Annotated in this window: 21 protein-coding genes and 1 pseudogene; 17 read left to right on the forward strand and 5 right to left on the reverse strand. The window is 44.8% G+C overall.

Annotated elements, in window-relative coordinates; translation table 11 throughout:
- Positions 1-592: 592 nt before the first annotated feature.
- The 4 genes from M3650_RS18535 (at position 593) to M3650_RS32660 (ending at position 10,406) form a co-directional block, all read left to right on the forward strand.
- On the forward strand, positions 593-8,392 hold the full coding sequence (locus tag M3650_RS18535) for a non-ribosomal peptide synthetase (protein ID WP_251576865.1): 7,800 nt from the start codon (positions 593-595) through the stop codon (positions 8,390-8,392).
- Entirely contained in the window at positions 8,379-9,284 is a 906-nt protein-coding gene (locus tag M3650_RS18540) for a glycosyltransferase family 17 protein (RefSeq protein ID WP_251576866.1), read from the forward strand. The genes M3650_RS18535 and M3650_RS18540 overlap by 14 nt, the downstream gene beginning before the upstream one ends.
- A gap of 416 nt (positions 9,285-9,700) precedes the next feature.
- On the forward strand, positions 9,701-10,159 hold the full coding sequence (locus M3650_RS18545) for an IS3 family transposase (RefSeq protein ID WP_251576867.1): 459 nt from the start codon (positions 9,701-9,703) through the stop codon (positions 10,157-10,159).
- Between the two features lie 40 nt (positions 10,160-10,199).
- Positions 10,200-10,406 (forward strand): IS3 family transposase, encoded by a 207-nt coding sequence (locus M3650_RS32660; protein ID WP_369011132.1) that lies wholly within the window; start codon positions 10,200-10,202, stop codon positions 10,404-10,406.
- A 115-nt stretch (positions 10,407-10,521) separates the two neighbouring features.
- On the opposite strand, the gene M3650_RS18550 is transcribed toward M3650_RS32660, so the two are convergent.
- Positions 10,522-11,190 (reverse strand): DJ-1/PfpI family protein, encoded by a 669-nt coding sequence (locus tag M3650_RS18550; protein ID WP_251576868.1) that lies wholly within the window; start codon positions 11,188-11,190, stop codon positions 10,522-10,524.
- A 148-nt stretch (positions 11,191-11,338) separates the two neighbouring features.
- On the opposite strand from M3650_RS18550, the gene M3650_RS18555 reads away from it, so the two are divergent.
- The 8 genes from M3650_RS18555 (at position 11,339) to M3650_RS18590 (ending at position 17,587) form a co-directional block, all read left to right on the forward strand.
- Positions 11,339-12,235, forward strand: coding sequence for a LysR family transcriptional regulator (locus M3650_RS18555; RefSeq protein WP_251576869.1), 897 nt, complete (start codon positions 11,339-11,341; stop codon positions 12,233-12,235).
- Between the two features lie 184 nt (positions 12,236-12,419).
- A complete protein-coding gene (locus tag M3650_RS18560; protein ID WP_019423094.1) occupies positions 12,420-12,911 on the forward strand; it encodes a cation:proton antiporter regulatory subunit in 492 nt (163 codons plus the stop codon).
- 1 nt (position 12,912) lies between these two features.
- Entirely contained in the window at positions 12,913-14,118 is a 1,206-nt protein-coding gene (locus M3650_RS18565; RefSeq protein WP_251576870.1) for a cation:proton antiporter, read from the forward strand.
- 165 nt (positions 14,119-14,283) lie between these two features.
- Entirely contained in the window at positions 14,284-15,576 is a 1,293-nt protein-coding gene (locus M3650_RS18570; protein ID WP_251576871.1) for a helix-turn-helix domain-containing protein, read from the forward strand.
- Positions 15,577-15,897: 321 nt separating this feature from the next.
- Entirely contained in the window at positions 15,898-16,038 is a 141-nt protein-coding gene (locus M3650_RS18575) for an aspartyl-phosphate phosphatase Spo0E family protein (RefSeq protein ID WP_311295105.1), read from the forward strand.
- A gap of 123 nt (positions 16,039-16,161) precedes the next feature.
- Positions 16,162-16,494 (forward strand): CPBP family glutamic-type intramembrane protease, encoded by a 333-nt coding sequence (locus tag M3650_RS18580; RefSeq protein WP_251576872.1) that lies wholly within the window; start codon positions 16,162-16,164, stop codon positions 16,492-16,494.
- Positions 16,495-16,682: 188 nt separating this feature from the next.
- Positions 16,683-16,964, forward strand: a complete 282-nt coding sequence (locus M3650_RS18585) for a hypothetical protein (protein WP_251576873.1) — start codon at positions 16,683-16,685, stop codon at positions 16,962-16,964.
- Positions 16,965-17,083: 119 nt separating this feature from the next.
- Entirely contained in the window at positions 17,084-17,587 is a 504-nt protein-coding gene (locus M3650_RS18590; protein WP_251576874.1) for a hypothetical protein, read from the forward strand.
- 277 nt (positions 17,588-17,864) lie between these two features.
- On the opposite strand, the pseudogene M3650_RS18595 reads toward M3650_RS18590, so the two are convergent.
- From M3650_RS18595 to M3650_RS18610, 4 genes and pseudogenes are all read right to left on the reverse strand, one after another.
- A pseudogene (locus M3650_RS18595) lies at positions 17,865-18,180 on the reverse strand (IS3 family transposase); the annotation flags it as partial.
- 476 nt (positions 18,181-18,656) lie between these two features.
- The gene (locus M3650_RS18600) at positions 18,657-19,454 is read right to left on the reverse strand and encodes a GGDEF domain-containing protein (RefSeq protein WP_251576875.1); all 798 of its coding nucleotides are present in this window, start codon (positions 19,452-19,454) and stop codon (positions 18,657-18,659) included.
- Between the two features lie 17 nt (positions 19,455-19,471).
- Entirely contained in the window at positions 19,472-19,822 is a 351-nt protein-coding gene (locus M3650_RS18605) for a hypothetical protein (RefSeq protein WP_233699592.1), read from the reverse strand.
- 523 nt (positions 19,823-20,345) lie between these two features.
- Positions 20,346-20,702, reverse strand: coding sequence for a DUF4303 domain-containing protein (locus M3650_RS18610; RefSeq protein WP_311295106.1), 357 nt, complete (start codon positions 20,700-20,702; stop codon positions 20,346-20,348).
- Between the two features lie 39 nt (positions 20,703-20,741).
- On the opposite strand from M3650_RS18610, the gene M3650_RS18615 reads away from it, so the two are divergent.
- The 5 genes from M3650_RS18615 to M3650_RS18635 all read left to right on the forward strand — a co-directional run bounded on the left by M3650_RS18615 (position 20,742) and on the right by M3650_RS18635 (position 26,487).
- Positions 20,742-21,260 (forward strand): SMI1/KNR4 family protein, encoded by a 519-nt coding sequence (locus M3650_RS18615; protein ID WP_251576876.1) that lies wholly within the window; start codon positions 20,742-20,744, stop codon positions 21,258-21,260.
- A 323-nt stretch (positions 21,261-21,583) separates the two neighbouring features.
- Complete coding sequence (locus M3650_RS18620; RefSeq protein WP_251576877.1) at positions 21,584-22,309, forward strand: response regulator transcription factor; 726 nt, start codon at positions 21,584-21,586, stop codon at positions 22,307-22,309.
- Entirely contained in the window at positions 22,306-23,409 is a 1,104-nt protein-coding gene (locus M3650_RS18625; protein ID WP_251576878.1) for a sensor histidine kinase, read from the forward strand. The genes M3650_RS18620 and M3650_RS18625 overlap by 4 nt, the downstream gene beginning before the upstream one ends.
- Before the next feature lie 172 nt (positions 23,410-23,581).
- Entirely contained in the window at positions 23,582-24,949 is a 1,368-nt protein-coding gene (locus tag M3650_RS18630) for an FtsX-like permease family protein (RefSeq protein WP_251576879.1), read from the forward strand.
- Between the two features lie 47 nt (positions 24,950-24,996).
- On the forward strand, positions 24,997-26,487 hold the full coding sequence (locus M3650_RS18635; protein WP_251576880.1) for a serine hydrolase domain-containing protein: 1,491 nt from the start codon (positions 24,997-24,999) through the stop codon (positions 26,485-26,487).
- Positions 26,488-26,803: the final 316 nt, after the last annotated feature.

A 26,803-nucleotide genomic window follows, 5' to 3' on the forward strand; every position in this document is an offset into this window, starting at 1 on the left:
GGCGGTGCTGCTCTCCCAATATGCAGATGAGTATGCTGTGCCTATGCTGTATTGCCCGTACTCTCAGGATACTCCACATCACTCACCTGAGAAACAAGCATTTTGGTTGTCCAGCTTCCCGTTAATAGCAAGCATTCATGAGAATGACGATATGCCTGGCCTGGCAGGCAAGATAAAGCTAGGTCTGGACAATGGAAGAGAGGAGGACAGATCCTGGGGTAAAGCATGGAAAAAACAAAATGAGGGCAGCTGCCAGGCTGAAGAGGGTACCGATTACTATAACATTGGTGCCATTAACGTATCAGGAGAAGAACACTTAATCCCCTCGGATATGGACGAATATACAGGATTGTCCGCTTACCATCCCATGGAACTAGTGCTCCGATACCGCTACAACCATGGCTCATTGGAGTGCGCTATCCAATATGACCGCAATCGATTGGGAAACGATGAAATGCACAGATGTATCGGACATTTCAGCATATTAGTAACCAATGTGTTGAATTTCCCGAAGAAGCCTGTGCTGCTTCATCCTTTGTTGGCCGCCGAGGAGGCCAATCAAATTCTGGTGCGATGGAATGCGTCGGAAAAGGTGTATGCAGCCGATAAATGCATACATCATCTGTTCGAGGAGCAGGTCGTCAGGACGCCTGAAGCCGTAGCATTGGAATTCGGGCGGCAAAGACTCACTTATACTCAGTTAAACGAGAGAGCAAACCGGATTGGCCGGGCAATCCTGAACGCCTGCCAAATGAAGGAAAGCATTGAGCTTGCCCCTGAAACGCTGGTTGCCATTGTAATGGAGAGAAGCGCCGACGTCATGCCATCCTTGTTAGCAGTCTTGAAAGCTAGAGGAGCTTATGTGCCGATTGATCCTGCCTATCCCGAAGAACGGATTCGTTCTATTCTGTCCGATACGAGGGCAAAATTCATTCTTACACAAAGCAGGCTGGCAGATAAGCTGAAGCAGTTAGGAGCAGATGCGGATTCAATTATCTGCGTAGATGAAATGCCCGTGAATCCGTTTGAACCTGCAGGAAATTTGGATATTCAATCACACCCTAATGATTTGGCTTATGTGCTGTATACATCCGGTTCTACCGGAAAACCGAAAGGCGCTCTTATTGAGCACGCTGGACTTGTTTCTTTAAGGCCTTATGTTATTGAAAAATTCGGTATTTCTCCAGGTGCAAGAGTACTGCAGTTCGCTTCCGCCAGTTTTGATGCCTCGGTCTACGAGTGGATCGGCACGTTAACAGTGGGCGGGACGCTTGTAGTGCTATCAGGGGAAGAGTTGCCGCCGTATGCTGATATTTCCGATATTCTGGAGGACAAAAATATTCATATTACCATGCTGACTCCATCCGTCATAAGCACGATGAAAAAGCGGGAGCTGCCACAAGTTAGAACCATCGTTTCGGGTGGTGAGGATTGCACGCCGGATATCGTGGATTACTGGGCACAGAACAGGCTCTTCCTAAACGCATATGGTCCTACGGAAGTAACGGTAATGTGCTCTGCCGGAGAATGCCGTCCCGGCCAAAAAATTACGATCGGCAAACCGGTGGATAACAAGCAATTGTTTGTGCTGAATCGCTTCGGCAATCCTGTTCCTGTCGGTGTTCCTGGCGAACTGTGGGTAGGGGGCATCGGTCTTGCTAGGGGCTATCTAAACCGTGAGCAGCAGACCAGAGAACGTTTTGTTGTGCAGGAATTGAACATTAAAGCGGGTGGGAAACCGCATCCAATACGACTTTACAAGACAGGTGATACTGTAAAATGGAATGATTCCGGGGAACTGGAGTTTATTGGCCGCAGTGACGATCAAGTAAAGATCAGAGGGTTTCGGATTGAGCCTGGTGAAATCGAGCATCAGCTTCGCCAATGCTCCGGTATTGATCAATGTGTAGTAAGCGCGTGGCAGGACGGGGATTATCAAAAGCTTATCGCTTACTATACAGGTGAACAGGAGCTGGAGCAGAGGAGACTGTCGGAGCAACTCTTAAGCATACTGCCCGTATATATGATACCCTCGCATTTTGTTTATATGAATATGTTTCCATTAAACAACAGCGGGAAAATAGATCGAGCAGCATTACCCCTGCCAAGCTCGACTCCAAGGCACATGTCAGAGAATGCGCAGGCTGAATTTGAACCGGCAAAAAGACTGCTCCGTATCTGGCGTTCTCTTTTGAAGCGGAATGATATCGGGCTGAACGATCATTTCAATACTGTCGGGGGAGATTCAATCTTATCTATTCACATGGTCTCTTTGGCAAGAGAGGAAGGTATTATACTCACTCCCAGATTAGTGGCAGATAATCCGACGATACAGGGATTATCTGAGGCCGTGCTTGCCTTGGAAAAAGAGCATAAAGATGCCTTGACTAATGAGCCGACGGGTGACTTTGGCTTGTCTCCCATCCAGCATTGGTTTTTTGAACAAAAATTTGAAGAACCGCACTATTTTAACCAGTCTCAATTATTTCTGCTGAGCTATTGTTCCCTGCCTAAGCTGGAAAGTGCTCTTAACCGGCTAATTCAATTGCATCCGGAGTTAACGACCGAATTTATCGTAAGTCAAAGGCCTTATAAACAGCGCTACTGTACGGAAATCTCTCCAATTCAGATTGATGAATATACGATTTGTGGACAGACGGGAGCAGACGAAGAGATTTCAGCAATCTGCGAGGAGTGGCACCGACAGCTGAACTATGAGTCCGGAAGGATGATGCATGCAGGGCTGATTAAGGGATATCCGGATGGGAAGGAACGTCTGTTTATTACGATTCATCATCTTGTAGTGGACGGGGTGTCTTGGAGAATCCTACTTCAAGACTTGGATGACTTGTATCATGATATTGAGCCGATGACGGTTCCGAGCAGCTACATAAAGTGGCAGGCCATATTGGAGGAATATGCACAAAAGGAAGAGACTATGGGGCACCTGAAGTATTGGTTGGATGTCCAAGACCGTTATTCCCCGTTACCGCTGGATTGCACTCCGGTTCCTATAGGCAGCCAAGAATATTCCGAGCTTACAGCTGCGCTCTCCCCAGAAAATACACAGCTGTTGTTGCAACGCTGCTCACATGCTTATCATACCCAGATCAATGATTTGCTTCTTAGCGCATGGGCGCTGACTCTGAATGGTTGGATGAAACAGGAAACGGTAATATTCCGGCTGGAGGGCCACGGGCGGGAGCACCTTGTATCTGATATGGATTTATCAAGAACCATTGGTTGGTTTACTTCAATGTTTCCCGTCTGTATTGAAGTGCCAGGCAATATCTCTATAGGGGAAATCATTATATCCATCAAAGAACAGCTTCGCAACGTTCCTCATCGAGGCATTTCGTATGGGGCGCTCAGGTACTGTCATTCGGATCAGTCGGTCCGGGATGCTCTTAATAAGCCTGAACCGCAGGCTGTATTTAACTACTTAGGACAATTCAGCCATAGAGATACGCCGAATGGAGAAGAGGGATGGATCAAATTCACACGTGAGGTCGCGCAGGATAACATCTCAAAGTTTAATCACGGAACAAGTCTTTTGGAGCTAAATTGTTCAGTCGTTGACGGACAACTGCAATTATTTATGAAATACGAGCAAAATTATTATGGTCAAGCAGAGATGCAAAAGCTTCTGAATCATTATGTTTCCCATCTGATTGATATTATTGAGCATTGCAGCCGGCAAGAAAAAGAACGGTATACACCTAGTGATTTTCCAATGGTATCACTGACCTCGCACTCAATCGATAAAATAGTAGACACGTATCATTCGAAATTTGGATTAGAGCAGATCCTGCCCCTTACTCCGCTTCAGGAAGGGCTGCTGTTTCATTATCTTGAACATCCAGCATCCGATCAATACTTTGTGCAGGTAAGTTGGAAATACCGGGGTCAGCTGAATCTAAGGAGATACCGGGAAGCATGGAGCAGAGTTATAGAGGAAAATGATTGCTTGCGGATTGGCTATGCATGGGATGAGCTGGATAATCCAGTGCAATGCGTCATGCATCGTACCGTTCCGTACTGGGCTGAGCTAAATCTGGAGGATCTATCTCCAGACAGACAGCAAGAGCAGATAAACGAGTGGTTAACGAATGACCGGAGCAGGCAATTCGATCTCCTCTTGCCACCGTACCGATTTGCAACATTTCGGTTAAGTTCGGCAGAGCATATAATCATTTGGAGTTATCATCATATTTTGTTAGACGGCTGGACTTTGCCGTTGCTGCTAAATCGTGTTCACGATATTTACTGCAGCACAGATCCTGCGGAACTTCAGCCGAGCCGTACGCTGTCCCTGAATTCTTATTTGAAATGGATGTTAAGCAAGGATAAGAGAGAGGGAGAAGCCTTCTGGAAGGCTTATATGGCCGGTTTAACGGAATCAACACCTGTTCCTATGGATATGAAGAGCGCTCATTCCAATGTCCATGTGCCAATCAGGGTACAAGAGTCATACACACAATTCATTCCTTCATCAATCGTGCGACAATTGGCAGATTTCGTTCAGCAGAACCAGATCACACTTAATACTTTGCTCCAGTTTGCTTGGGGTAAAGTGTTGCAGATATATCATAATTCAGACGTGACTGTATTTGGTATGGTTGTCTCTGGACGAGGATCTGATCTTGCCAATGGAGATCGCATTACTGGTCCATTGATTAACACGCTCCCGATCATTATGCGCTGGAATACGGATCAGAGCATCACCGAATATTTAAGGCAGCTTCATCGTACGCTGCAAAGTATAAATGATTACTGCCATGTCAGTTTGAATGACCTTAAAAGCTGGAGTTCGCTTCAGGAAAGCACTATTTTTCACAGCATCGTGGCCTTCGAAAATTATCTGAATGATTACAGGCAGCCCTCAGCCGAGTTGACAATGTCAGATATGGCGGAATACGAGAAAACCAATTATCCGCTTACTATTGCTATTTCAGATACGGAAGAAAAAATTGCAATAAAGTTCATATATGATGCTGAACGGTTAAATGCTGAGTCTGTTGAACGAATGGCCGAGCACACTTTTAATATTATCCAGTTCATATTGGAACATCCGGAATGTGCGATTGGAGACATTCGTTGTTTATCTAATGAGGAATATCAGACCATAGTGTACGACTGGAATGATACGTTCACAGATTATCCCCGGAGCAGCTCTATTAACGAATTGTTTGATGAACAAGTCAGAGCTCAGTCTGATCATCCCGCAGTCATCACTAGCGACCGAAACATATCGTATGGTGAATTAAAGCAATTATCGCGGAACGTGGCAAACCTGCTATGGGAGCATGGTGCGGGACGAGAGAAACTTGTCGGCGTATTTTTGCCTCGGTCTTCTGAACTTGTCATTGCCTTATTAGGTATCCTTGAAGCGGGATGTGCATACGTTCCGATTGACCCGGAATTTCCGGCAGAGAGAGTGCTTGAAACGGTACGCGAAGCACAGTTGGATATACTCATTACATCATCGGATTTACAGGATACGTTATCGAATATTACCAAGGGACTCACTCTGAACATCATCCGTCTGGACGATGCTCCCCAATTGGAGCAGAGGAAGTCTTTCGATTCAGTATCTCTCCGCAGCTCATTGGCCTATGTTATGTTTACCTCTGGTTCAACAGGAAAGCCAAAAGGGGTGATGATAGAGCACCGAAGCGTTATTCGTCTGGTCAAGAATAACAGTTATTTTCCTTTTGTTCGTGGAATAAGACTGCTGTACACGGGCTCTCCCGTATTTGATAATTCAACATTTGAGCTTTGGGGAACTTTGCTCAACGGAGGTACCCTGTACATCGTGCCCGGAGAGGAGCTTTTGAACATCGATTTGCTGGAGCGGAGATTAAAAGAATGGAAAATTAACACCATTTCACTCACCTCATCTTTATGCAATCAGTGGATTGATCTTAATGCGAATTCTTTTGCTGGTATCAAGTGGCTTCTGGTGGGCGGAGATGTCGTTTCACCGCATCATATCAACCAAATCAGGATCGCTTTCCCGAAAATGTCCATTATGAATCAATATGGTCCAACAGAGAATACCACGTTTTCAACAAGTTACCCTGTCCAACGCGCCTTTGAAACAAGTATTCCTATCGGCAGGCCAATCAGTAATTCCACTTGTTATGTGCTGGATCAGCGGGGATCTGTTCAGCCTATAGGGGCAGCAGGAGAATTATATGTAGGAGGTGATGGGATTGCACGAGGCTATTGGGCACAGAACGAATTAACACAGAGCAGGTTCATACCCAACCCGTACGCTAGTATAGAAGATCGGCGATACGATAGAAATACGATATTGTATCGCACAGGGGACAAGGTCAGATGGTTGAAAGACGGTAATATAGAGTTTATAGGACGCGTTGACCATCAGGTGAAAATCCGTGGGTTTCGGATTGAGCCCGGAGAAGTCGCGTCGCAGCTAAGCCGGTTTCCTCGTATCAAGGAATGTCTGGTTGTTGTGCGTGAACAAGCAGGGGACAAGCAACTGGTTGCTTATTATAGATCCCGTCATGCTTATAGGGAGGAGGAATTGTATGTTTTTATGGCTGAGCATGTTCCTTCGTATATGATACCATCCCGATTTGTTCATCTTGAATGGTTTCCTTTAACGATTAACGGAAAAATCGACCGAAAGCGACTTCCGTTGCCGGAAAACAGAGTTACTCCATCCACAATCAGCATGAGACCGGCAAATGAGCTGGAAGAGCTGCTTGGCGAAGTTTGGAGCGATGTGCTGGGGTATAACTCAATAGGCGTAAATGAGGATTTTCACGTTTTGGGGGGACACTCACTTCATGCGCTTCGTATAGCTAACTATATGCAAAAGAAGGGATTCGCAATTACAGCGAATCAGATTCTAAGCAGACGAACCATCCGTAATTTAGCCCTAATCCTAAATGAGACGTCAACTCGGGCCGACGCTGAAGCTTTGCAGGAGTATACGTATTTGGCGGCAGAACATCCATATCCGTTTAATGGCTTTCCGTTGTCCGCCGTACAGAGACGTTTCTTTAAAAGAGAATTGGTTAATCGCAATATGTTTAACGTTCCATATATAGCGCTGTTGAAGGACCGAGTAACCAGAGAAGCGCTGAATCAGGCACTTGATGTGCTGATCTACAAACATGAAGCCTTACGCTTAGTCTTTGCAAAGCTAAATGATAAAGAATGGTATCAACATACGCAGGGGGATAATCTTGAACAGATATTAATCTGGATTGATGTCAGTGATGAATCCGACTCTTCAAGCCACGATGCCTTTATAACGGATTACTGCTCTAAACTCCAGTATGGATTCGACATTGAGAAAGGTCCCCTATGGAGAGTGGTTTTGTTTGACCGTTACGGCCACAACGAGCAGCAGATATTGCTTGTTCTGTTTCATCATTTGATTTTTGACGGATTATCCATGAACCTCTTCCTGGATGATTTAAAACGGCTCCTCATGTTAGGCGGCAGACCGCCCGCAGACGGGGAGGAGGAAACAGCAGGCAGCTATAGGGATTGGTGTGTGGCATTAGAACAATATGCAGCTAAGGGCATTAGCACTGTAGCAAAAAAACATTGGAGTTCAGTATTGAAGGATGCGAGGTCGTTGCAGGTCGATAAGCAGGCGGAACGGCATCCTGTTCACCATGATATGCTTACATTCACTCATGAATTGTTGACTGGAGAGGAAGAGATTCGATCATTGCGTGAGACTGCCGTCAAGTTGCAAACGACGCCGTTTGCACTAATGCTTGCAGCACTTGCAGGTGCATGCTACGACTTGAAAGGTCAGTCCGATTTACTATTGCATCTGATGTCTCACCAACGGGAATCCTTCTCGGCAGGGCCGCCCATACTGAATACAATTGGCTTTTTCGCCGGAGCTTATCCGGTGCGTATTCATTCGCGTCTAGACAATTTTAAGCAGGGAAGAGAAGGTGATCTCATAACGCACGTCAATCAGATATTGCAGAGTATTCCAATGAATGGATTAGATTACTTGGTAATGAGGCATATGATACAGGAGAATCAAAAACCTCTGCACGATGCTTCCCATATGCTTTTCCATTACTTATCCCAGGAAACAGACATGTTATACGATGACTTTTATCAAACAGTGTCCATACCTTATGGAGATACAAATTCAAAGGATAATTTTTCTGCCTATTTGCTGAACTTGACGGCAACGATGAAGCGTGACAAATTACTTCTGACCTGTTATTTCAGTTCGCTGCATTATAAAAACCGGACGATAGAGAAACTGGCTCACCTGTTTTCTCAACGATTACACCGCAGCCTTCGGCCTGCTATGCATGTTGACTTGACTCCGCAGCCTAATTTGCTTCTAGATCCGAAAGGGGGGGGCGCCAATGAAAATATATGAATTCTGCCCTTTTTTTAACGAAAACCGCATTGCAGATATTAAGATTCGAGAAAATGCTCATTGGGTTGACGAGCTCCATGTTATTGAAGCGAATAAAACTTTCAGTTATATGGATAAGCCTTATTATTTTAATTCGGACTATATTAGTAAAAAAGTAATCTGTCATCAGGTTGAGACTGACAGCTTATTTCTCCGGCCGAAAAAACATCAGCTTTACTTTCATCCGGATTCCTGTAAAATAGATCAATTTGACCGTTGGTATTGGCGGTTGCTTAGCTATAACAGCGCGTTCCATAATGAAGCTGCTCAACGGAATATGTGTTCGTCCATATTGAGAGAACGAGTCGAGGATCAAGATATTATTATTCTGGCTGATTTTGATGAGATTATAGACAGCCGCATGGCAGACCGCATTGTATCGGAAGTGAAGAGAAGGCAGATCATAACCATAAAAATGTACTACTCCGTATTTTTCCTGAATCTATTTTGCCATTCCAATCATGGTGCTCCTGAGTGGAGTTATCGGGTCTATGCAATGACTGGAAAGTATTTTAAAAGCATGCCTTTTTTATCTGATTATTTAAGAAAAAAAGGCATAGCCGAAGCGTTGTTTAATGATATTTATTGTCTAGATGAGCCTGCCGGATTCCATCATTCGTGGCTCGAATATCAAAAAAACGCAGTTCCCAAGATGCAAGCATTTGCAGCCAATGTTAAGGATAAGAGTATCGTCAGTGCAGATTATATTAATCAATGCTTGCATGATAAAAAGCTGTATTATCTAGACACAGAGTTGTATGTTGATAATGACAAACCGTTTCTCGCTTCACTTGACGAAGTACAAACGGAGGATGTTTGGTATACCGGCGATACAATCGAGTTATTGAGGTAATAAGCAATTGTGGGTAGATTAAGCTGTTAGATCTAATCCGGGAAATCGGGACAATACAGCCGACCCGATTGCTTGGACAAACGATTACTTAGGATCAAATCCTAAACTTTCATGGGTGCCTATCCTTAGTTAGGTGAGTATGAGAGGTCTCTATAACAGACTGGAAGTCGATAGACTGCCACAACTGGGTAACTTTTAGGTACCAACAGACGGGTTAATAAAGAGTCAAGAGCCATCCTTCATCTGATATGCTCCCATCATAGTAGACAGTAGGAAAAACAAAAGCTTCTACTGCTACAGTGATGGGAGTTTTTCTATGTCTAAAAGAAGTTCAATTTCTTTTGAAACGAAATTACATGTCGTACAGCGATGCTTAGAGCACAAATCAAATCCAAACCCTCGTTCGACAAGTAGACTTGTATCAAGCGATTCAAGAACTGAACAAAGAAAAAGGTTACGCAATTATAAAGTTGTGTACGTTAGCAGGGGTTGCTCGATCTGCCTATTACAAGTGGTTAAAATGGACGCCATCCGCCAGAGAACTTGAGAATTATAGGCTAGCCAAAGAAGTGAAGCTTCGCTATGACAAGCGAAAAGGAATACTTGGCTATCGCCAAATGCGCACTCAATTAAACCGAAAGCTCAAAAAGAAGTACAACAAAAAGCGTTATTACCGAATTATGCGTGCTCTTGGACTCAAAGCAATCATTCGCAAGAAGCGGCCGCACTACGTGAAAGCCCCTGAGATCCATGTAGCTGAAAATGTAATGAACCGTAATTTTGATGCCCACTCGGTGTACAGAAGGTTTACAGAAGAATCCCGGTGTAACCCCACTTCTCCAAAGCGACAGAGGCTTCCAGTACACGTCTCATGAGTATAATCGACTCCATATAAAATACGGATTTATGAAAAGCATGTCTCGTGTGAGCCGCTGCTTGGACAACCAACCTATTGAACGTTTTTGGGGCACTTACAAATCAGAAAGCTATTATCTTACAAAGTATGATACCTATGAAGATGTCCTCAAAGATGTTAACGAATACATTCGCTATTATAACAACTACCGCTATACAGAGTGTTTGGGTGGCTTGTCACCTAACGAATACCGACGAGCTGCATAATGAAAAAACCTCAGCTCTGTTAAACCGAGCTGAGGAAAATAAACCAACGATTTTTGTTTTTTACACTGTCTACTTGACAGGGAGCACTTCACATCTCGGACGGCTCTTGTCTCTTTTATTTTCCAACTTGAGTGAAATACTCTATATCATCTTTGTAAATGTTGTACGCTGCTGAATACTCCATCACCCTAGCTACATCCGCGATGAAGGTGTCATCATAACCGGCACGTCTCAACAAATGGAACCCCATTTCCATGCCGGATGCGATACCGGCTCCAGTAATCATTCTGCCGGTATCAACAATTCGGGCTCTGCTGATCGTACAAGCGGGTGCGATTTCGGCAAGGCGATCTATCGGCACCTTTCCCATATTGGATGCTTCCAGCCGATCCGGTTCTTTCCTGCTAGTAGCGGGAAGACCATCCAAAAGCCCCATTTGTCCATATATCCAAGATCCCGTGCAAACGCTGGTTAGTAAAGTTGTTTCCGGCAGAGATACAATAAACTGATGCAATCGTTTATTATATGTTTCCTGGCGAGTTCCGAAACCTCCAGGAATCAGAAATGCATCCATATCCGGCATTTCATTGAAGCTGTAATTGGGATGCACAGTGAACCCAGCTTGTGTCTGGACTGGTCTTAAAGAATCAGCGACAAGAAATGCATCCAGTTCAGGATCCAACCTCCGTGCGACAGAGAATACTCCGTGAGGCGCTGCATAATCAATGATTTCAGCATCTTTGAAAATATAGATTCCCAGTCTAAAACCTTGCTTTTTACTCATAAAAATTCCTCCTGCTTTGATATCGAATTTTCGAATCTATTTCTTACGTTATTACATAAATTATGATAGCATGGTATCAGATATCGTAGTTATGATATAAAGCGATACGATCTATTTCATTTCATGATATCAGGAGGGGGAAGTTCTTGTGATTGAGCTATTGGAAGGAAGATTCTTTAAAACCTTTATTGCAGTGATGGAAGAGAAAAGTTTTAGCCGGGCCGCGGATAAACTGGGGTATGTTCAATCCACAGTGACAACGCATATCCAGTTTTTGGAGCAAGCGTGCAAGCAGAAATTGTTCCATCGATTGTCACGGGGCGTAAAACCTACAGATGCTGGTGAAAAACTCGTGAAATTTGCGTATCAATTTGTTCATTTGGGGGCTTCTATCGAAGAAGCTATGAATGAGATAGAACAACCCCGAGGCACGGTTTACCTTCGTATGCAAGAATCCTTCTTTTTGACACGAATCTCTTCAATTATGAAGCATTTTGTTGCGGAATACCCAGAAGTGAAATTGCGGGTTGAATCAGGCTTCCATCAAGATATATTAAATCAAGTGCTTGAACATGCGATAGATTTTGGAATCGTGCCGCGTGATCCGCAGCGCAATGACATTTTATTTTATCCATTGGTTGAAGAAAAGTTAATATTTATCGCATCAAATGCCTTGATGAAGGAAGTAGAGACTGAAGGTCTGAATCGATTAAGCAGAGAAGTAATGATCAGCTTCGGAACCATTTGCTTGTACCATACACATGCTAGCAAAGTGTTGCAGGAGGCCGGGATTTATGTAAAGGATGCGCTTGAACTTCCGAGTCTTGAAATGATTAAGGAATCCGTTACATGTGGAATTGGTTTTGCGTTGGTCCCAGAAATCGGTGTAAAAAAAGAACTCGACGAAGGCCATTTTAAAGTGCTCCCCATCAGTCCGGATAGCTATTCCATGCATGGGTTAATTCTTCATAAAAATAGAGAATTAAGTTATCCTGCAAAATTGTTTAAATCGGAATTGATAAAGAGATTAACTCCGCCAATGTAAGCATAATCGTGGCCGTATTGACGATGCTGCTAATTGACGCCTTGTCTGAGACGCTTGTTGCTTATCCCGATCAACTAATTTCATGCTCTCTGTGTATAAGCAGCCAATAATCTGGTAAAACTTTGTCAAACACATTACTGGCTATTGTCGCATGCCTATTTACGGTTTAAGGGAGAATACATCCATGAATATTAGAGAAATTGACTTGCCGGGTATCGGCCACAAATATCAGGTTACGACACGTGGAGGAGACAAGCTCGTCATCATCGTGCATGACGACGGTCGAAGAGAGATGTATCACTTCGAATATGAAGACTCGGACGACAGCATCTCAATGGTAACGCTGGATGACGACGAGTCACGTCAAATCGCGGCCATTGTCGGCGGCATGACCTATAAACCTAAGGCACTGGAGACCGCCGAAGTCGTATTGGAAGACCTTACGATTGAATGGTACAAAATAAATCCAGCTGCGAAGTGCATCGGCAGGACCATTGGTGAATTGGATGTTCGGCAGAGCACGGAAACCACGATCATTGCCGTGGTTGAAAAAGATAGTAAAAGCATCAATCCGGGACCCGATTATGTGCTTAAACCAGATTCCATCCTAGTCGTAGCCGGGGAACGCCCCCACATCAGTGCATTGAAAAGATTGCTCTTAACCGGGGGGGAGTAGTATGGATCATCTCGTTCTCGAAATCGGACTTGCGGTACTGCTCATAGCCGTTGTAGGCATTTTTTCAACCAAGCTTAGATTTTCCGTAATCCCTTTCTACATCTTGATCGGCATGGCAGTCGGACCGCATGCGCCCAAGATCGGTGTATTTGATTTCCGTTTTATCGAGAGCGCGCCGTTCATCGAATTTCTCGGTCGACTGGGTGTCCTGTTCTTGCTGTTCTATCTGGGACTAGAATTTTCCATCGGGAGACTGATCAAATCCGGACGTTCGATCGCCGTCGGCGGCACAATTTACATTGTCATCAATTTTACCCTTGGCGTTATTTATCCTTTGGCCCTGGGATTCCCAATCGAGGAAACGCTTGTCATGGCCGGCATCACAACGATCTCATCCAGTGCCATTGCGGCCAAGGTTCTGGTTGACTTGAAACGAACGGCCAATCCGGAGACGGAGATGATCCTCGGGATCATTATGTTCGAGGATGTTTTCCTTGCCGTATACATTTCCATTCTGTCCGGCCTTGTACTAAGCGGCTCCACTTCGCTTGGCGGCGTCCTGCTATCTGCCCTATACGCGCTCGGTTTTATGCTCGCCTTTCTCATTATCGGCCGAAAGGCGGTTCCACTCCTTAACCGGGTGTTGAATATGCGCTCCAATGAGTTGTTTCTGCTTGTCATTTTCGGCTTTCTGTTCGTCACAGCGGGATTCTCGGAGACGATTCATGTCGCAGAGGCAATCGGAGCGCTGCTTGTTGGTCTGGTGCTTGCGGAAACGGAACACCTAAAACGGATCGAGCACTTTATAATACCGTTCCGGGATTTCTTTGGCGCCTTATTTTTCTTCAGTTTTGGCCTCACAATCGATCCGTTTACACTCGGAGGCGCCGTCTGGCTTGCCTTGGGTGCCGTTCTTATTACCCTGTTCGGCAATTATTCCGCCGGACTGCTTGCAGGCAGGTACGCTGGGCTGTCCCCCAAAGCATCCACCAACATCGGCCTGACCATTGTATCGCGCGGAGAGTTCTCTATCATCATGGCAAATATCGGGCTTGCCGGCGGTCTGCTTCAGATCATTCAACCGTTTGCGGCGTTGTATGTCTTGATTCTGGCCATCTTGGGTCCACTGCTCACCAAAGAGTCCAAGACGATATACAAATACGCCAACAAGCTGCTAAGGCTTGATCGCCGTACAGGCAAACTATGAGCAGATTGCACAAAGGACGGAATACCTTTTAAGGTATCTGTCCTTTTTTATTTTGCATAACCTTTGCGCAAAATGGTTAATTTGTTGATAAATGTTTATATTTCGCATCAGACATGGTAAAATATAGGTGGTCAATTATTGAAATAGGGAGAAGGTGCGTATAGGGTGGCACAAGTATTGTCCATTGGGGAATTAATACAACGCTACAGACAGAATAGGGACATGACTTTATCGCAATTAGCTGAATTGACAGGCTTACATAAAGGTACGATATCAAAAATCGAAAACGGGGACGTTAAAAGGCCGGAATATATGACCATCCGTCCGCTTGTAGACACCTTGGAAATACCCCTAGAGACTTTGGTCGAACTGCACATAACCGTTGACAAAAGGGCAGACACCCTCCTTTTCGTATTGCATGACGTGATTCAGCATTCGGGTAATGCTGATCTGGTGAAAAAAGTAGGTAGGAAATTTTTGGAATCGCCTAGTGACGATAGTCATGCCTTGGTTGAACGGCTCTATGACTTCACGGACAGTGTGGAAAATAAGGAGATTAAATTAGCCCTGTATCGAGTCATCATTGACTATTCTCGCGACCATGGAATCATGCCTTTTTTGTCTAAGGGGTTATTCCAGGTGTATCTTATCGAGCGAGACGACTTTTCCCGGCTCCGGGACGTTTACGACAGTGGTAAACATATCGTTCAATTCGTTGATTTTTTAACCAGTGAAGAGAGAATCACTTTGTATTACAAATTGGCTGTACATGCATTCAATTTATTCTTGTACCCGCAAAGCATTGATCTCTGTCTCCGTGTTCTTGGGGAAGCGGCTCCGAATAACTGGTATTACATCAATGCGCTCGGGATATTGCGAGATTCTTATTTTCGCATTGAGGACTACGATAAGTCGGAATACTACTCACGCCTCTATATTCAATATGACTACCCTCACATCAGGGCTAACTCCGTACTAATGGAGGCAGCGCTCGATGCGAAAAAGGGGAGCACCGATGGCGCTGTCGCAAAACTTACATCATTTCTAAAAACGTGTACCCAGGATGCCACTCTACCGGCAAGCAATCAGTTAATACAAATCTATTTGCAAGAAAACCGATTAGATGAGGCCAGACAGTTGATTGCCTACCCTATATACACGGAGTCCATCAGCACTAATAATCCTATCACCATTTCACAGTTAGCTGAATATTATTATCATCGAGCTGCATACTTTGTTATCGTGGGCGAACTCGATAAGGGAGTAAACGAATACCTAGAAGGCGCGTTTCATTTCTCAAGAGTGAATGATACGGTTCAGGAAAAAGAATGCATCAACCAAATCGTGTGCAGCCATCTGCAACAAAGCACTGCCATGGCCGTACCCACACTGGAAAAACTGAAGGCGTATTATGAACGCAGTGCAGCTAAAGAAAATAAATTGGAGGGATTGGTGTGAAGCGCTTCATAGCAAAGCTATACAGCAGTATCGTTTTTTCGGCAGTCGTTGTGGTAACTTCGAGCGTAGCGTTTTTGGGAAATAATGAAGGCATTCATCCATGGTAAGAGTACCGATTAGGTACTCTTTTTTTTTGTTATTTTTGTTCCCTCCGGTCCCTTCGTTTCCTGTAATTCAATTTAATGGGATTTATACGACTCATAGTATAATAATTGTAAAGAGTGGGTGCCCACCATTTAAGCTGATAAAATACGAAAGGGTGTTCCAACAATAGAACTATTTTATTTTTGCTATGTAAAACATGATTATTTACTTGAAAGAATCGAAAGTATCCGACACCAATTAATAAAAGCAGCCAATGAAAAAAAGAGCTTTACAGACGCAACTGTTGTTAGATTGAGCCAAGAGCTAGACATGTATCTTTTTGAGTTTCAGAGAAGGAGTGAGGCAAAGACAAGATAATTTTTAAGAAATCAAGTGAAAATTTTATGAATCTATGATCTTGCTAAATAACTCCATACATGGTATATTATTACTTATGAAGATGCTCTTTATATCATCAATAGATAGATCAGTCAGATTTTCATGTTGTTTATTCATCAAGCGACCGAAATCGTATCAGCAGCTCTTGGGAGAACGTATCAGGTATCGATTTATCCGATCGCAACCGACATCATATCTCTAGCTTTGCTCATTGTAGCGATTGGCGTAATTCCGCCGATATGTGAGGAACTGTTGTTCAGAGGGGTGCTATTGACCGGATACGAACAAAAGGGGAAATGGTTCGCCGCGGCGATGAGCTCCGCCTTGTTCGCCCTCTTTCACAACAATCCATATCGGCTGGTGGAGCTGTGGTCTACTAGGAGCAGCGTCCATCCCCGCGCTGTATATTTGCTGGTTCCTGCTGCGGAAGATTGATAAGATTGAGCGGGCGCGTCACCACTCCAACGAGCAATATCAATCTTATTCCGAGAGAAAATATTGGCTGGTACCAATTGTCATTTCTGTGTGCCTGTTTTGTTTATATTTGAGATACAGTGACGCCTGGCGATTGGGAATGTCAGGACGGAACTTACTATGAGGAGGCCGAGGGGCACGGGATGTTTATGAAAAATAAAGAATGGGCGCTTTCAATCTTTATACATGCCTTTTTAGGTTATCTATGGGTTCTGTTTATTGATCATGTCTGGGGTTTTGCTAATTCAATGGATAATATGATTTTAAGTGGTCTTATCCTATTACTAGGTACCTTTTTGTTTGGGTTCATTGTAAATCGAATAACTCCGTTTAACAGCTACAAACTAACTCACCCTGCTAAGGTTGCAGGTATTATCTCTTTTGGATTGGTCGTCATCGTGCTTGTGTTTGTATGTAACATCATAACCTGAACGATAAATGAAAATGAGCAAAAGACAATCGGATTCGTGAAAGCCGCCGTAACGGAAGATACGAAAAATGTTGAATCGTCAGACCGCCGTCACGGAAAGAAGAATACAAAATAGAAACATTGACTAAGGAAGAGTTCTACGCAGATTTAGCTAAAGCGACAAACCGGACTATTGAACAAGTACGAAAAGAAGAGGAACAAAAAAATCAGTCATTCGCTGACCAAACATTCTATTATTCGAGAATGTCTAAAACAATTGACTTGGGCAAAGGCGTAAAGGCCGAATATGGTGTAGACACCAAACAAGAAAGAATCATGTTTGGTGGTGCTGCTGGCCGAAGAATTGTAGAGGTATACAAAGACACTGCGTATTTGAAGGCAGCAACGTCAGGGGGTTATACAATCGAAAAGGATTTTGTGAATCCTGTACTTGAGGACGAGCATAATCTGGTTTTAAGAGCAAGTGGAACTTCTGTTGTAGCAACTACAAAGGGATACAATTCATCTTTAAATGTTAGTGTGGAAGCCCTGCTTGGTATTGGTTATTCATTGGGCGAAACCATAGAAAACACAAAATACTACAGAAAGAACTTCGAAGAAACAGCAAGATTCAAAGTGAGCTAGTAATTTGTTGAGGATGCTAATGTTGCTCCATTGTGGGCATAGCATCCTCTTTTTAAAAACGACTATTTGCGTTGGGCAGCAAATTTCTTTATTTTCTTTATTGCAGCATTCTCCTTGTTTTGGCTCTTCTACTTCTTTAGCTTCAATGTATTGGACGGAAAAAGACCACCCTTTCGGATGGTCAACAGGAGGAATGTGATCTGGCGGTTCTACGGGGAATCGAACCCCGATCTATGTGCTGACAAGAGTAAGCTGCTCTAGACTATCAAAGGTCAATCATTAATTCGGTTTTTATAATTTTGAACGTGGCTTCAGCAACGGCATTGTCATACGGGCAGCCCTTCATGCTGAGTGAGCGGCTAATATTGAACGCAAAGTTGGATATCACGCAGATCACCTGTAATGGAGGCAAATGCCCGAGCCACAAGCCCGGAGTCTTTGTTTCGACCTGTACTGAAACCAATTAGTTCGCGGTTAAAGAGATCAACAAAGACACAAATGTAGTGCCATCTATTTTTGATCTTCACATAGGTTAGATCACTTACCACTACTTTCTTGGCAACTTCCTGGCGGAACTCACGCTTCAACTCGTTGGCCCGGTTACGCTGCTTGATTGATCATCATGGAGTGAATTTATGGAAGGTGATAGGGATGCTTTAAAGACACAGAAGAGAAATTCTGTTTGAATAACCAGAGAAATAATCGCCTACTTCTACGCGATGTTATTACAAACGCCTTTACGGAGCCCTTGAACACGAGAAATTCAACAAAACTGAATGGTTCAATTAACGGGAAACAATAGTTCAATCAATGATAACAGGGCAAGCCATCGCGGCACTGCCCTGTTTTGCTAAGCTAACGGGCATTCATGTTGAACAAGCAAATTCTGACGGAGGTGGCGGCATACCCCCTTAGCACTACAATATACTTGAACCGGCAATATAACCGGCCGTCTTACCAGTTTCACCGCACCAACTCGATCATCGACTTGCATCATCGGGGTATACAATATGGAGTGAAGCTATGACCAGGCGAAGGAGCATTTGGGAATCAGCTACATCAACTGATTCTATGAATCAATAAAGACCGTATCATATGGGGAACTCTGTTTCAGGGCAGTTGATAAAAGGCTTGCCTTGCTTATTAGCTCTCGAAAAGATTGCGTAAAAAAGTCAGAAATGAGATTGTCGTTTGCAATTCCGACCGATGCGGATACCTTAACGTTTAGAATGGTGGTGGGTTGGGATATCGCATGCCCTAAACGCGTCGCATCGTTCTCATTGCGGCATGTAATTACAACAAATTCATCTCCCGCATATCTACATAGATAATCCCTTTCATCTGTTGCCGCCCGCAGGCGATTGGAATACTCGATAAGAATATCGTCCCCTACTGGATGTCCGTACAATTTGTTAATTTCGCCGTAGTTATCGAGATCGATAAAGAGCAGATGGAAGCTTTGGCGTTGATTCAGCAAATCCTCACCGATTTGTTGGATATAGGGTGCGCGGTACAAACCAGTTAACGGATCTACGATTTGATTCAGTTTGATTTGAAGCGTTTCTCGGGTCACGATTCCGACGACTTGCTCTTCATGGATGACAGGCAGGCGTTCAATATGATGTTGTTCCATTGTTACCAAAGCATCCCAAGCAAAATCGTCAGGCAAAATGCTGACCGGGTTAGGGGTCATAGCGTCCGCCACAATCCGATTGGGATGGGAAGAACGGATATCCCGAGACGTAATGATTCCTACCATTTTTCCATATTCTATGACGATCAGCGAGCCGATTTTAAGTTCATTCATCATGTCGGAAACGTGCTGGACACTTCGTTCTGATGAAACTGTATAAACCGGGGTTGACATGAAATCTGCCACCTTCATTACAACTCCACCTCCCGCTGAACGGATATCGATATTTTCAACTCGGAACGAAGAACCATGTTGTCGCTGATCGACCGATCCGCTTCTTCCAGAATGATTTGCATCAACACGCGTTCATCCAACATTTGGAGAAGAGAATCTCGAATTAATATCGCTTCAATCTTGGCATGCTCCAACTTAATGATTGAAAATTGTTCCGGTGAGAGTGCCTGTGCCATTCGCTTTACCGCTTCCGGACCAATCGGCGCTTTTTTCCCGATGATTAATAAATCCTGCATTGGCGGAATTTCAAATTCAGAGATTTTTAAAGAGAGCGTTGCTTTTCTGGAATAGAAAAAATTATCCTGCACTTTGATTTCTCCTTCATGTTCGGGTGAGACTGCACATCGTCGGGACTTCCTTTGGTAGAAAAGGAAATAATAAGCCGCCCCGATTGGGAGCAGCTTTGAGCTTGGAAGCAATAAATTTGGGAAACCCAGCTACCAGTGAACACTCCTGAGGTCTGACTGAAGACCTACATAAAATATGCTACTCTTCCTACAGAATCCCGTTAGTTACGACACAATCCTTCTTAATACCCGAATATTCGCCAAATAACGACCAACTCCTTCCGAACATGTGTTCATATAATCGAACTTTTGCTGAAAAAATGCCTTCGTAGAAAACGGAGTGGTTCACCGGAACGGAAAACGTCTACTTCGAATTGTGCTGTTCGAACCGATAGGCATCATGAACTATACCGTAGACGATATCGAAGCACACCTGCATTTGTGATACGTAACATGACAAAAAAGTTCTTTAATTTTGAGTGCTCAAACATACATAACACCGTCCATAAATACGGACTATACATTTTAGACGTTGTATGAGATATCAATCACACCATTCTTCCAGCCATTTCGCATATTCGTTCACTGTATCTTCGTTGTTCAATCGTTTTACAATCTGCAAGTAATGATCGTTTTCAAACTCGTTGTCCATTACAGTAAATAAAACAATAATTCTTCTATCCAAAACTTCAGTAAAAAAGTTGGAGTGAGTTAGTACTTCCAAGGCATCCATACCTGTTTTAAATAGTGTGTCTCTAAAATTCAAAAACCGTACATCCTGATTTTCATTCTCTTCATCCTCAAGTGTGAACAGGTAATCTCTTAATTTGGTGCAAATGTGATCGAAGGCATGCAGACTTTTAGAAACTCGATCCTGTACAATTATAACAACTGAAAGTATTCATCTGTAACATTTATTCATCAATAGGAGTGAACAACGGTGTTGAATACAGAGCAATTTTTGTCAGAACTATCGAAGCGAGTACCTCTAGAATTCATGGCTGATGGAGCATATGAGGAGGACTTCAAACCAATCGAAACAGTTGCGGGATACATACTGCCTGAGAGCTTCAAGATGTTATATGCTCTGCACAATGGTGAGAAGTCAGGAGAGCATCTATTGATGCTTGGTTTCTACTGGATGTCCCTGCAAGATATACTGTATGAGATGAAAGGTCAATTAGAGATTGCAGAGGAATATGAATTCGATACGATCTCTTACCAGAAAGAATATATTCAAGAAGTAACTTGGAGCCCCGGCTGGATTCCGTTCGCTGCTGATGGGTCAGGCAATTATATTGCGCTCGATCTAACTCCGGGTGTTCACGGCAAGGTTGGGCAGATCATAAGCTGTGGTCGTGACGAAAATGAAATGTGTGAGCTGCATTACACACTGTTAGGTGAGAGTACAGAGGCTGAGATGGAAGCTTATACGGAGTATGTGATGGGAGAACGATGATACTGTGATAAGATGCTTATCAGCATCGGAGCGGAAATAGGTTATGATACTAAAATAATTAGTAGAGATATCTACATATATTGAGTAACCAGGACAAGAGCCCCGCCACTGCGGGGTTCTTTTTTGTATGCCCTTATCTGAGGAGACCATCCACGAAGGCGGTAAAACCGAGTCGTAAACCTGTAGTGTATAATGAAAAAAGTCAATTCAGTGAGGGCTGATTATTTTATAAATGGCTTTTCACTGAACAAGGAGAGGGTTTTGTGCCACTTTCATTCGAGGAATCTATGGATTTGCGCAGCTAAGCGTTTAGGAGGAAGAGCATGTATCGCATTTTTATTGTGGAAGACGACGAGAATATAGCCGCAGTGCTAAAAAGAACGATGAAGAAGTACGGATTCGAGGCTTCATGCGCCTCGCAATTTCGCGATCTGATGACAGAACTGAAGGCCTATGAGCCGCATTTGGTGCTGCTTGATATTAACTTGCCGTATTTCGACGGCTACTATTGGTGCAGGCAGATCCGGTCATGCTCCAGCATGCCGATTATCTTCATATCGGCGCGGGAGGGAGAGATGGATCAGGTGATGGCGATTGAGAATGGCGGCGATGATTACATTACCAAGCCGATTCCGTTGGATCTGTTAACCGCCAAGGTAAAAAGCGTGCTAAGAAGAGTATATGGCGATTACGCCGTTGCGACTGGACTGGCTTCAACGCCTGAGATTGAACTGAACGTGCATGGCTTACGGCTGAATCTCAGCCGTAATGAGCTGACATGGCATCAACAGAAGATCGAACTGACAAAGAACGAACAGCTATTGGCTGAATGCTTCCTGAACCACCAAGGCAAGACGGTCTCTCGGGATCAGCTTCTGGAAGCGCTGTGGGACGATGTGCAGTTCGTTGATGATAATACGTTGACCGTGAATGTGACGAGGCTTCGCAAGAAGCTGGAAGAGCTCGGACTCCCCAAGGCGATTGCGACGGTTCGAGGTATGGGATATAAGCTGATCCTCGATGCAGACAGAGAGGAGCCGAATGCATGAAGGGCTCCCCGGCTATTTTATTTTTGCGTGATCGGCTCTCCTATCTGATTCTATGCGGAATCATTATCGGACTCGGAGCTGGATTGATGTTGTTGGAGCATGCACATTACCCGCAAATGATAAATACGGGCACGATAATCTATTTTGTAGTGCTTGCGCTGTTATTTACCTGTCTGTGGCTGGTCATCGAGTATATTCGCCAGAAAGCTTATTACAAGGAATTGAAGCATACGATCGAAATGACCGGCGACTTGCACGCCACCACAACCGTTCAGTCCATCGTGACGATGGAGCAGCAGCTTGTCGCGCGTGTATTGGAGCAGCAGCATAGCGCATATCTCAACGAGCTCGGAACGTATCGCCGCCAGCAGGAGCTGCATAATCATTTCGTGCTGCAATGGGTTCATCAGATGAAAACACCTGTGTCGGTTATCGATATGCTCGTGCAGGAAGCGCTGCAGCAGCTTCCCCTGACCAAGGACGAGCAGAAGCGGTTCATGGTCAGCATGCAGGATGAGGCTGACCGTATGACACGAAGCTTGGAGATGCTGCTGTATACAGCGCGTCTCGACAAATTCGAGATGGATCTTCATATTCGGAGCATACCCATACACGACTTGATTCGTTCCGTGATCAATGCTCACAAGCGTCTCTGTATCCGTCATTCCATCTTTCCGCAGATGGAGGGTGAAGCTTGGGCGGAAACGGATGAGAAGTGGATGAGAGTCGTTCTGAATCAGTTCGTCAGCAATGCGATTAAATATAGTAAAAGCAAACCGGGCGCAAAGAAGCTTGTTTTCCGCGTTGAGCCGAATGGAGACGGCAGCGGCAAGCTGAGCGTGACGGACGAGGGATACGGAATCGCACCCTACGAAATGCCGCGCATCTTCGATCCGTTCTTCACCGGAGAGAATGGACGAACTGCGGGGGAATCGACGGGAATGGGGTTATATTTGGCAAAGCAAATATGCAACCGGCTGGGGCACGTTTTGTCGGCCGAATCGGAGCTGGGTGCGGGCACAACGATGACGGTCACTTTTAATCCGGGCGGCATTCATATTCTCGGCAGCAAGGCGGATATGGACAAGCGGGCAAAATGACAATTTTGTAAGATTTGCAGGCAGCCTGTTGTCATGAAAATCGATGGGTTCGATGTTCACCCTGATCTATACTTGCGTTGTTGAGATTGATAAATAATGGACACAGGGGGGACCAAATTATGATTGTACCGCGGGCATATAGGATTGGCATGGATGCCGGGAGGGAATGCCGATGACGCTTCGCACGCTGGCGTTCAGCAACATTCGCGGCAACTTGCGATCGTACAGCGCTTTTTTTATGAGCAGCGTTTTTTCTGTCATGATTTTTTACATCTACACCGCATTTTTGATTCATCCCGACGTGGCGAACGGTCATATGGTGGCAGCTGGAAAAATTACGCAAGGGATGATGTTCTGCCAATATATTATTGTCATTTTCTCGTTTTTATTTGTGCTCTATTCCAATTCGGCTTTTCTGAAAACGAGACAGCAGGAATTCGGCCTGCTCTCGCTATTCGGGATGAGCCGCATGCAGCTCCGAACACTAATCCTTTATGAAAATGGGGCGATTGCGTTGTTGTCCATTGGGGCAGGCATTGGTCTGGGGATTGCGTTCAGCAAGCTGTTCTATATGGCGCTTGAAGTGCTGCTTCATATGAACGAACCTATCGCATTTGCCGTTCCGTTGAAGGCGCTGTGGCTCACGGCAGGAGGCTTCTTTCTCTTGTTCGGGGCAATATCCGCATGGACGGCATGGAGGGTAGGGCGTGCCGGCATCATGGATATGCTCAAGGCCTCCAAGGAACCGGGAAGCCCTCCCGTCTTCTCGCGGTGGCTTGCCATGCTTGCGGTCATTTGCTTGGGCGCCGCTTATGGCATGGCATTAATCATGAACGGCGCGAACTTCGTTCTGTTGGCACCGTCTGTTATGGTGACGGTGACGATTGGCACCTATCTGTTGTTCACGCAGTTCAGCATCATGCTGCTGCGCTTCGTTCAGAGCAATCATCGCCTGTACTACAGAAGAACGAATCTGATTATCGTCGCCCAGCTTAGTTATAAGATGAAGAATAACGCCAGAATGCTTTTTATTGTCTCCATGCTGAGCGCAGTTATTGTGACGGCTTCGGGAGCCGTTTATATGATGGGACGAGCAGTGTTTGACGGTTATAAGACGCAATACGAAGATGCGCAGAGCTTGATGGCCTTGACGATGTTTATTGGCATGTTCATTAGTTTGCTCTTCTTCATTGCAGCGGGCAGCCTCATTTATTTTAAGCTGTTCACAGAGCTGCGGGAGGATCGGGCGCAGTGCGAAGCGTTGTCCCGAATTGGCCTGACAGAGGATGAAATTCAACACATCGTTGTTATGCAAATGAGTATCTTATTTTTCGTGCCATGCATTGTCGGTATCGTCCATGCCCTAATCGCGATGAAAGTGCTGGATAAGCTCATGATGCTGTCCAATTGGAGCTATTCGTTCATCGTAATCGGCGTTTATTTGCTTATGCAAACGATTTACTTTCTAATTACCTGCCACGATTATGTGAATAGCCTGCTGCGCGGAATTGATAGGCAAAGAAAGAGGAGAGTAACATGAGAATTTCAAGGAAATATCCAAGAAGATACACTTTAATCACTGCTTGCATGCTCTTGCTTGTATGCGTGTTGGCGGCAAATGGAATGGCAGCTTATGCGCAAGCGGGCGATCGTGCCGGTACTACCGGAAACGGGCAGACGTTAGAGCAAAAAATACATCGGATAGAGGAGTATGTCGAAGCGGAGAGGATTCGCAGCCAAATCCCGGGCCTGTCATTGGTCATTGTGGAAAAGGGGAGAACGGTGCTGCAAAAAGGCTTCGGCTACGCGGATCTGGATGCGGAGAAACCAGTGACCGGCAATACTTTATTTGAAATAGGTTCAACGACGAAAGCTTTTACAGGGCTGGCCATCCTGCAGTTAGAAAAGGACGGATTGGTAAAACGGACGGATGATGTTAAAAAATATATACCATGGCTGGAACTTGCTTATAAGGGAAAACCCGCAACGATAACCCTCAATGATTTGCTGTATCATACAAGTGGAATACCTGCCGGATCGATTGGATATATACCAGCCAGCGATGCTGGCAATGCGCTGGAGTTAACCGTGCGGACTTTGTTGAGCCAGCAGTTGAATCGTGAACCGGGCCGCGCTTTCGAATATGCGACGATCAATTACGATGTTTTGGGACTTGTGATCGAGAAGGTGACGAAGCAGTCCTTTGAGGCTTATATGAAGCAGCAGATTCTGGAGCCGATTGGAATGAAAGATTCGTTCGCCGGTCTTCAGCACAACCCGTCCAGCGAGATGGCAACCGGCTATAGACTCGGGTTCATGAAACCCAGAGCGTACACACCGCCTGTCTATCGCGGCAATACACCAGCAGGTTATATCATAAGCAACGCCAATGATATAGCGAAGTGGATGAACACGCAATTAGGCTATGGAACGAACGATAAGAAACTGATTCAGGACTCGCACGTCCCCGATCAGTCCGTGGCGCCTCTTGGTGACAACAATTACTATGCCAGTGGATGGATCATTGCGGGACAAGACGGAAATGTGATTCTTCATGCTGGGGCAAATCCGACATTTTCATCTTTTATTAGGATGCAGCGCAATGATCAGCTTGGGGTAGCAGTGATGGCGAACATGATGAGCGATGCCGCATCCGCCATTACCCAGGAAGTTATGGAATTATGGAAGGGAGCGGATGTTGGCGCCCCCTATCAAATCGATAGAATGCAAAGGTTGGATAAAGTAGCGTCGGCGATTATCCTTATTGCAGGTGGTCTGATCGCATTGTTTTTATTTTTGACGGGAAGGGTGATTAGAAAGCTTGCACGGCAGCAGCGCAGTTGGACTGCATTGCTTGGCAGACGGCTCATTGGATTTGCATTGCTTCTGATCATGTCTGCAGCTGGCATCGTATTGATTCTGACGCTGCCGCGCATACTGCTCGGTGGAACGCCGTGGGCATTTATAGCAGTATGGTCTCCGCCGACGATTATGTTAGCCGTATACAGTCTTATTTCCGTGTTCATCAGCTTGTTCGGGTACGGCACCATGCTATCGTTGACTGCAAAAACAAGGTAAAGAGAAACCCCTGGACATGTCGCGGTTTATTACGGTACAAATCCAGGGGCCCATTTATGTAAGGAAGTCCAATTAGCCTCTCCCTCACTTCAACCGATGAGTTAACTCGCTTTTCTTCGAGCCATACAATTCGACATGCTTGAAATAGAGCGTATCGCCTTCCTTCAGGTTTCGCTGTATGTTTTAACCTCAACTCGCTTGAATGCTTTGGTTGCAGAAACGGGCATGTACTTTTTGATCCATGGCAACACTTTAGACTGTGACCTAAGTTGATTGAATTGAAGCAAAAAGGTTGCTCTAGACCCAAATATATACT

Origin of the sequence: Paenibacillus sp. MER TA 81-3, assembly GCF_023713585.1 — a bacterium.
GTDB classification, from domain to species: Bacteria; Bacillota; Bacilli; order Paenibacillales; family Paenibacillaceae; genus Paenibacillus_B; species Paenibacillus_B profundus.

Bases quoted from the DNA above. Each gene is read 5' to 3' on its own strand.
- M3650_RS18540 (WP_251576866.1), top strand. From the start codon at position 8,379: ATGAAAATATATGAATTCTGCCCTTTTTTTAACGAAAACCGCATTGCA.
- M3650_RS32660 (WP_369011132.1), top strand. From the start codon at position 10,200: ATGTCTCGTGTGAGCCGCTGCTTGGACAACCAACCTATTGAACGTTTT.
- M3650_RS18550 (WP_251576868.1), bottom strand. From the start codon at position 11,190: ATGAGTAAAAAGCAAGGTTTTAGACTGGGAATCTATATTTTCAAAGAT.
- M3650_RS18560 (WP_019423094.1), top strand. From the start codon at position 12,420: ATGAATATTAGAGAAATTGACTTGCCGGGTATCGGCCACAAATATCAG.
- M3650_RS18565 (WP_251576870.1), top strand. From the start codon at position 12,913: ATGGATCATCTCGTTCTCGAAATCGGACTTGCGGTACTGCTCATAGCC.
- M3650_RS18580 (WP_251576872.1), top strand. From the start codon at position 16,162: ATGTTGTTTATTCATCAAGCGACCGAAATCGTATCAGCAGCTCTTGGG.
- M3650_RS18585 (WP_251576873.1), top strand. From the start codon at position 16,683: ATGAAAAATAAAGAATGGGCGCTTTCAATCTTTATACATGCCTTTTTA.
- M3650_RS18600 (WP_251576875.1), bottom strand. From the start codon at position 19,454: ATGTCAACCCCGGTTTATACAGTTTCATCAGAACGAAGTGTCCAGCAC.
- M3650_RS18620 (WP_251576877.1), top strand. From the start codon at position 21,584: ATGTATCGCATTTTTATTGTGGAAGACGACGAGAATATAGCCGCAGTG.
- M3650_RS18625 (WP_251576878.1), top strand. From the start codon at position 22,306: ATGAAGGGCTCCCCGGCTATTTTATTTTTGCGTGATCGGCTCTCCTAT.
- M3650_RS18630 (WP_251576879.1), top strand. From the start codon at position 23,582: ATGACGCTTCGCACGCTGGCGTTCAGCAACATTCGCGGCAACTTGCGA.
- M3650_RS18635 (WP_251576880.1), top strand. From the start codon at position 24,997: ATGCTCTTGCTTGTATGCGTGTTGGCGGCAAATGGAATGGCAGCTTAT.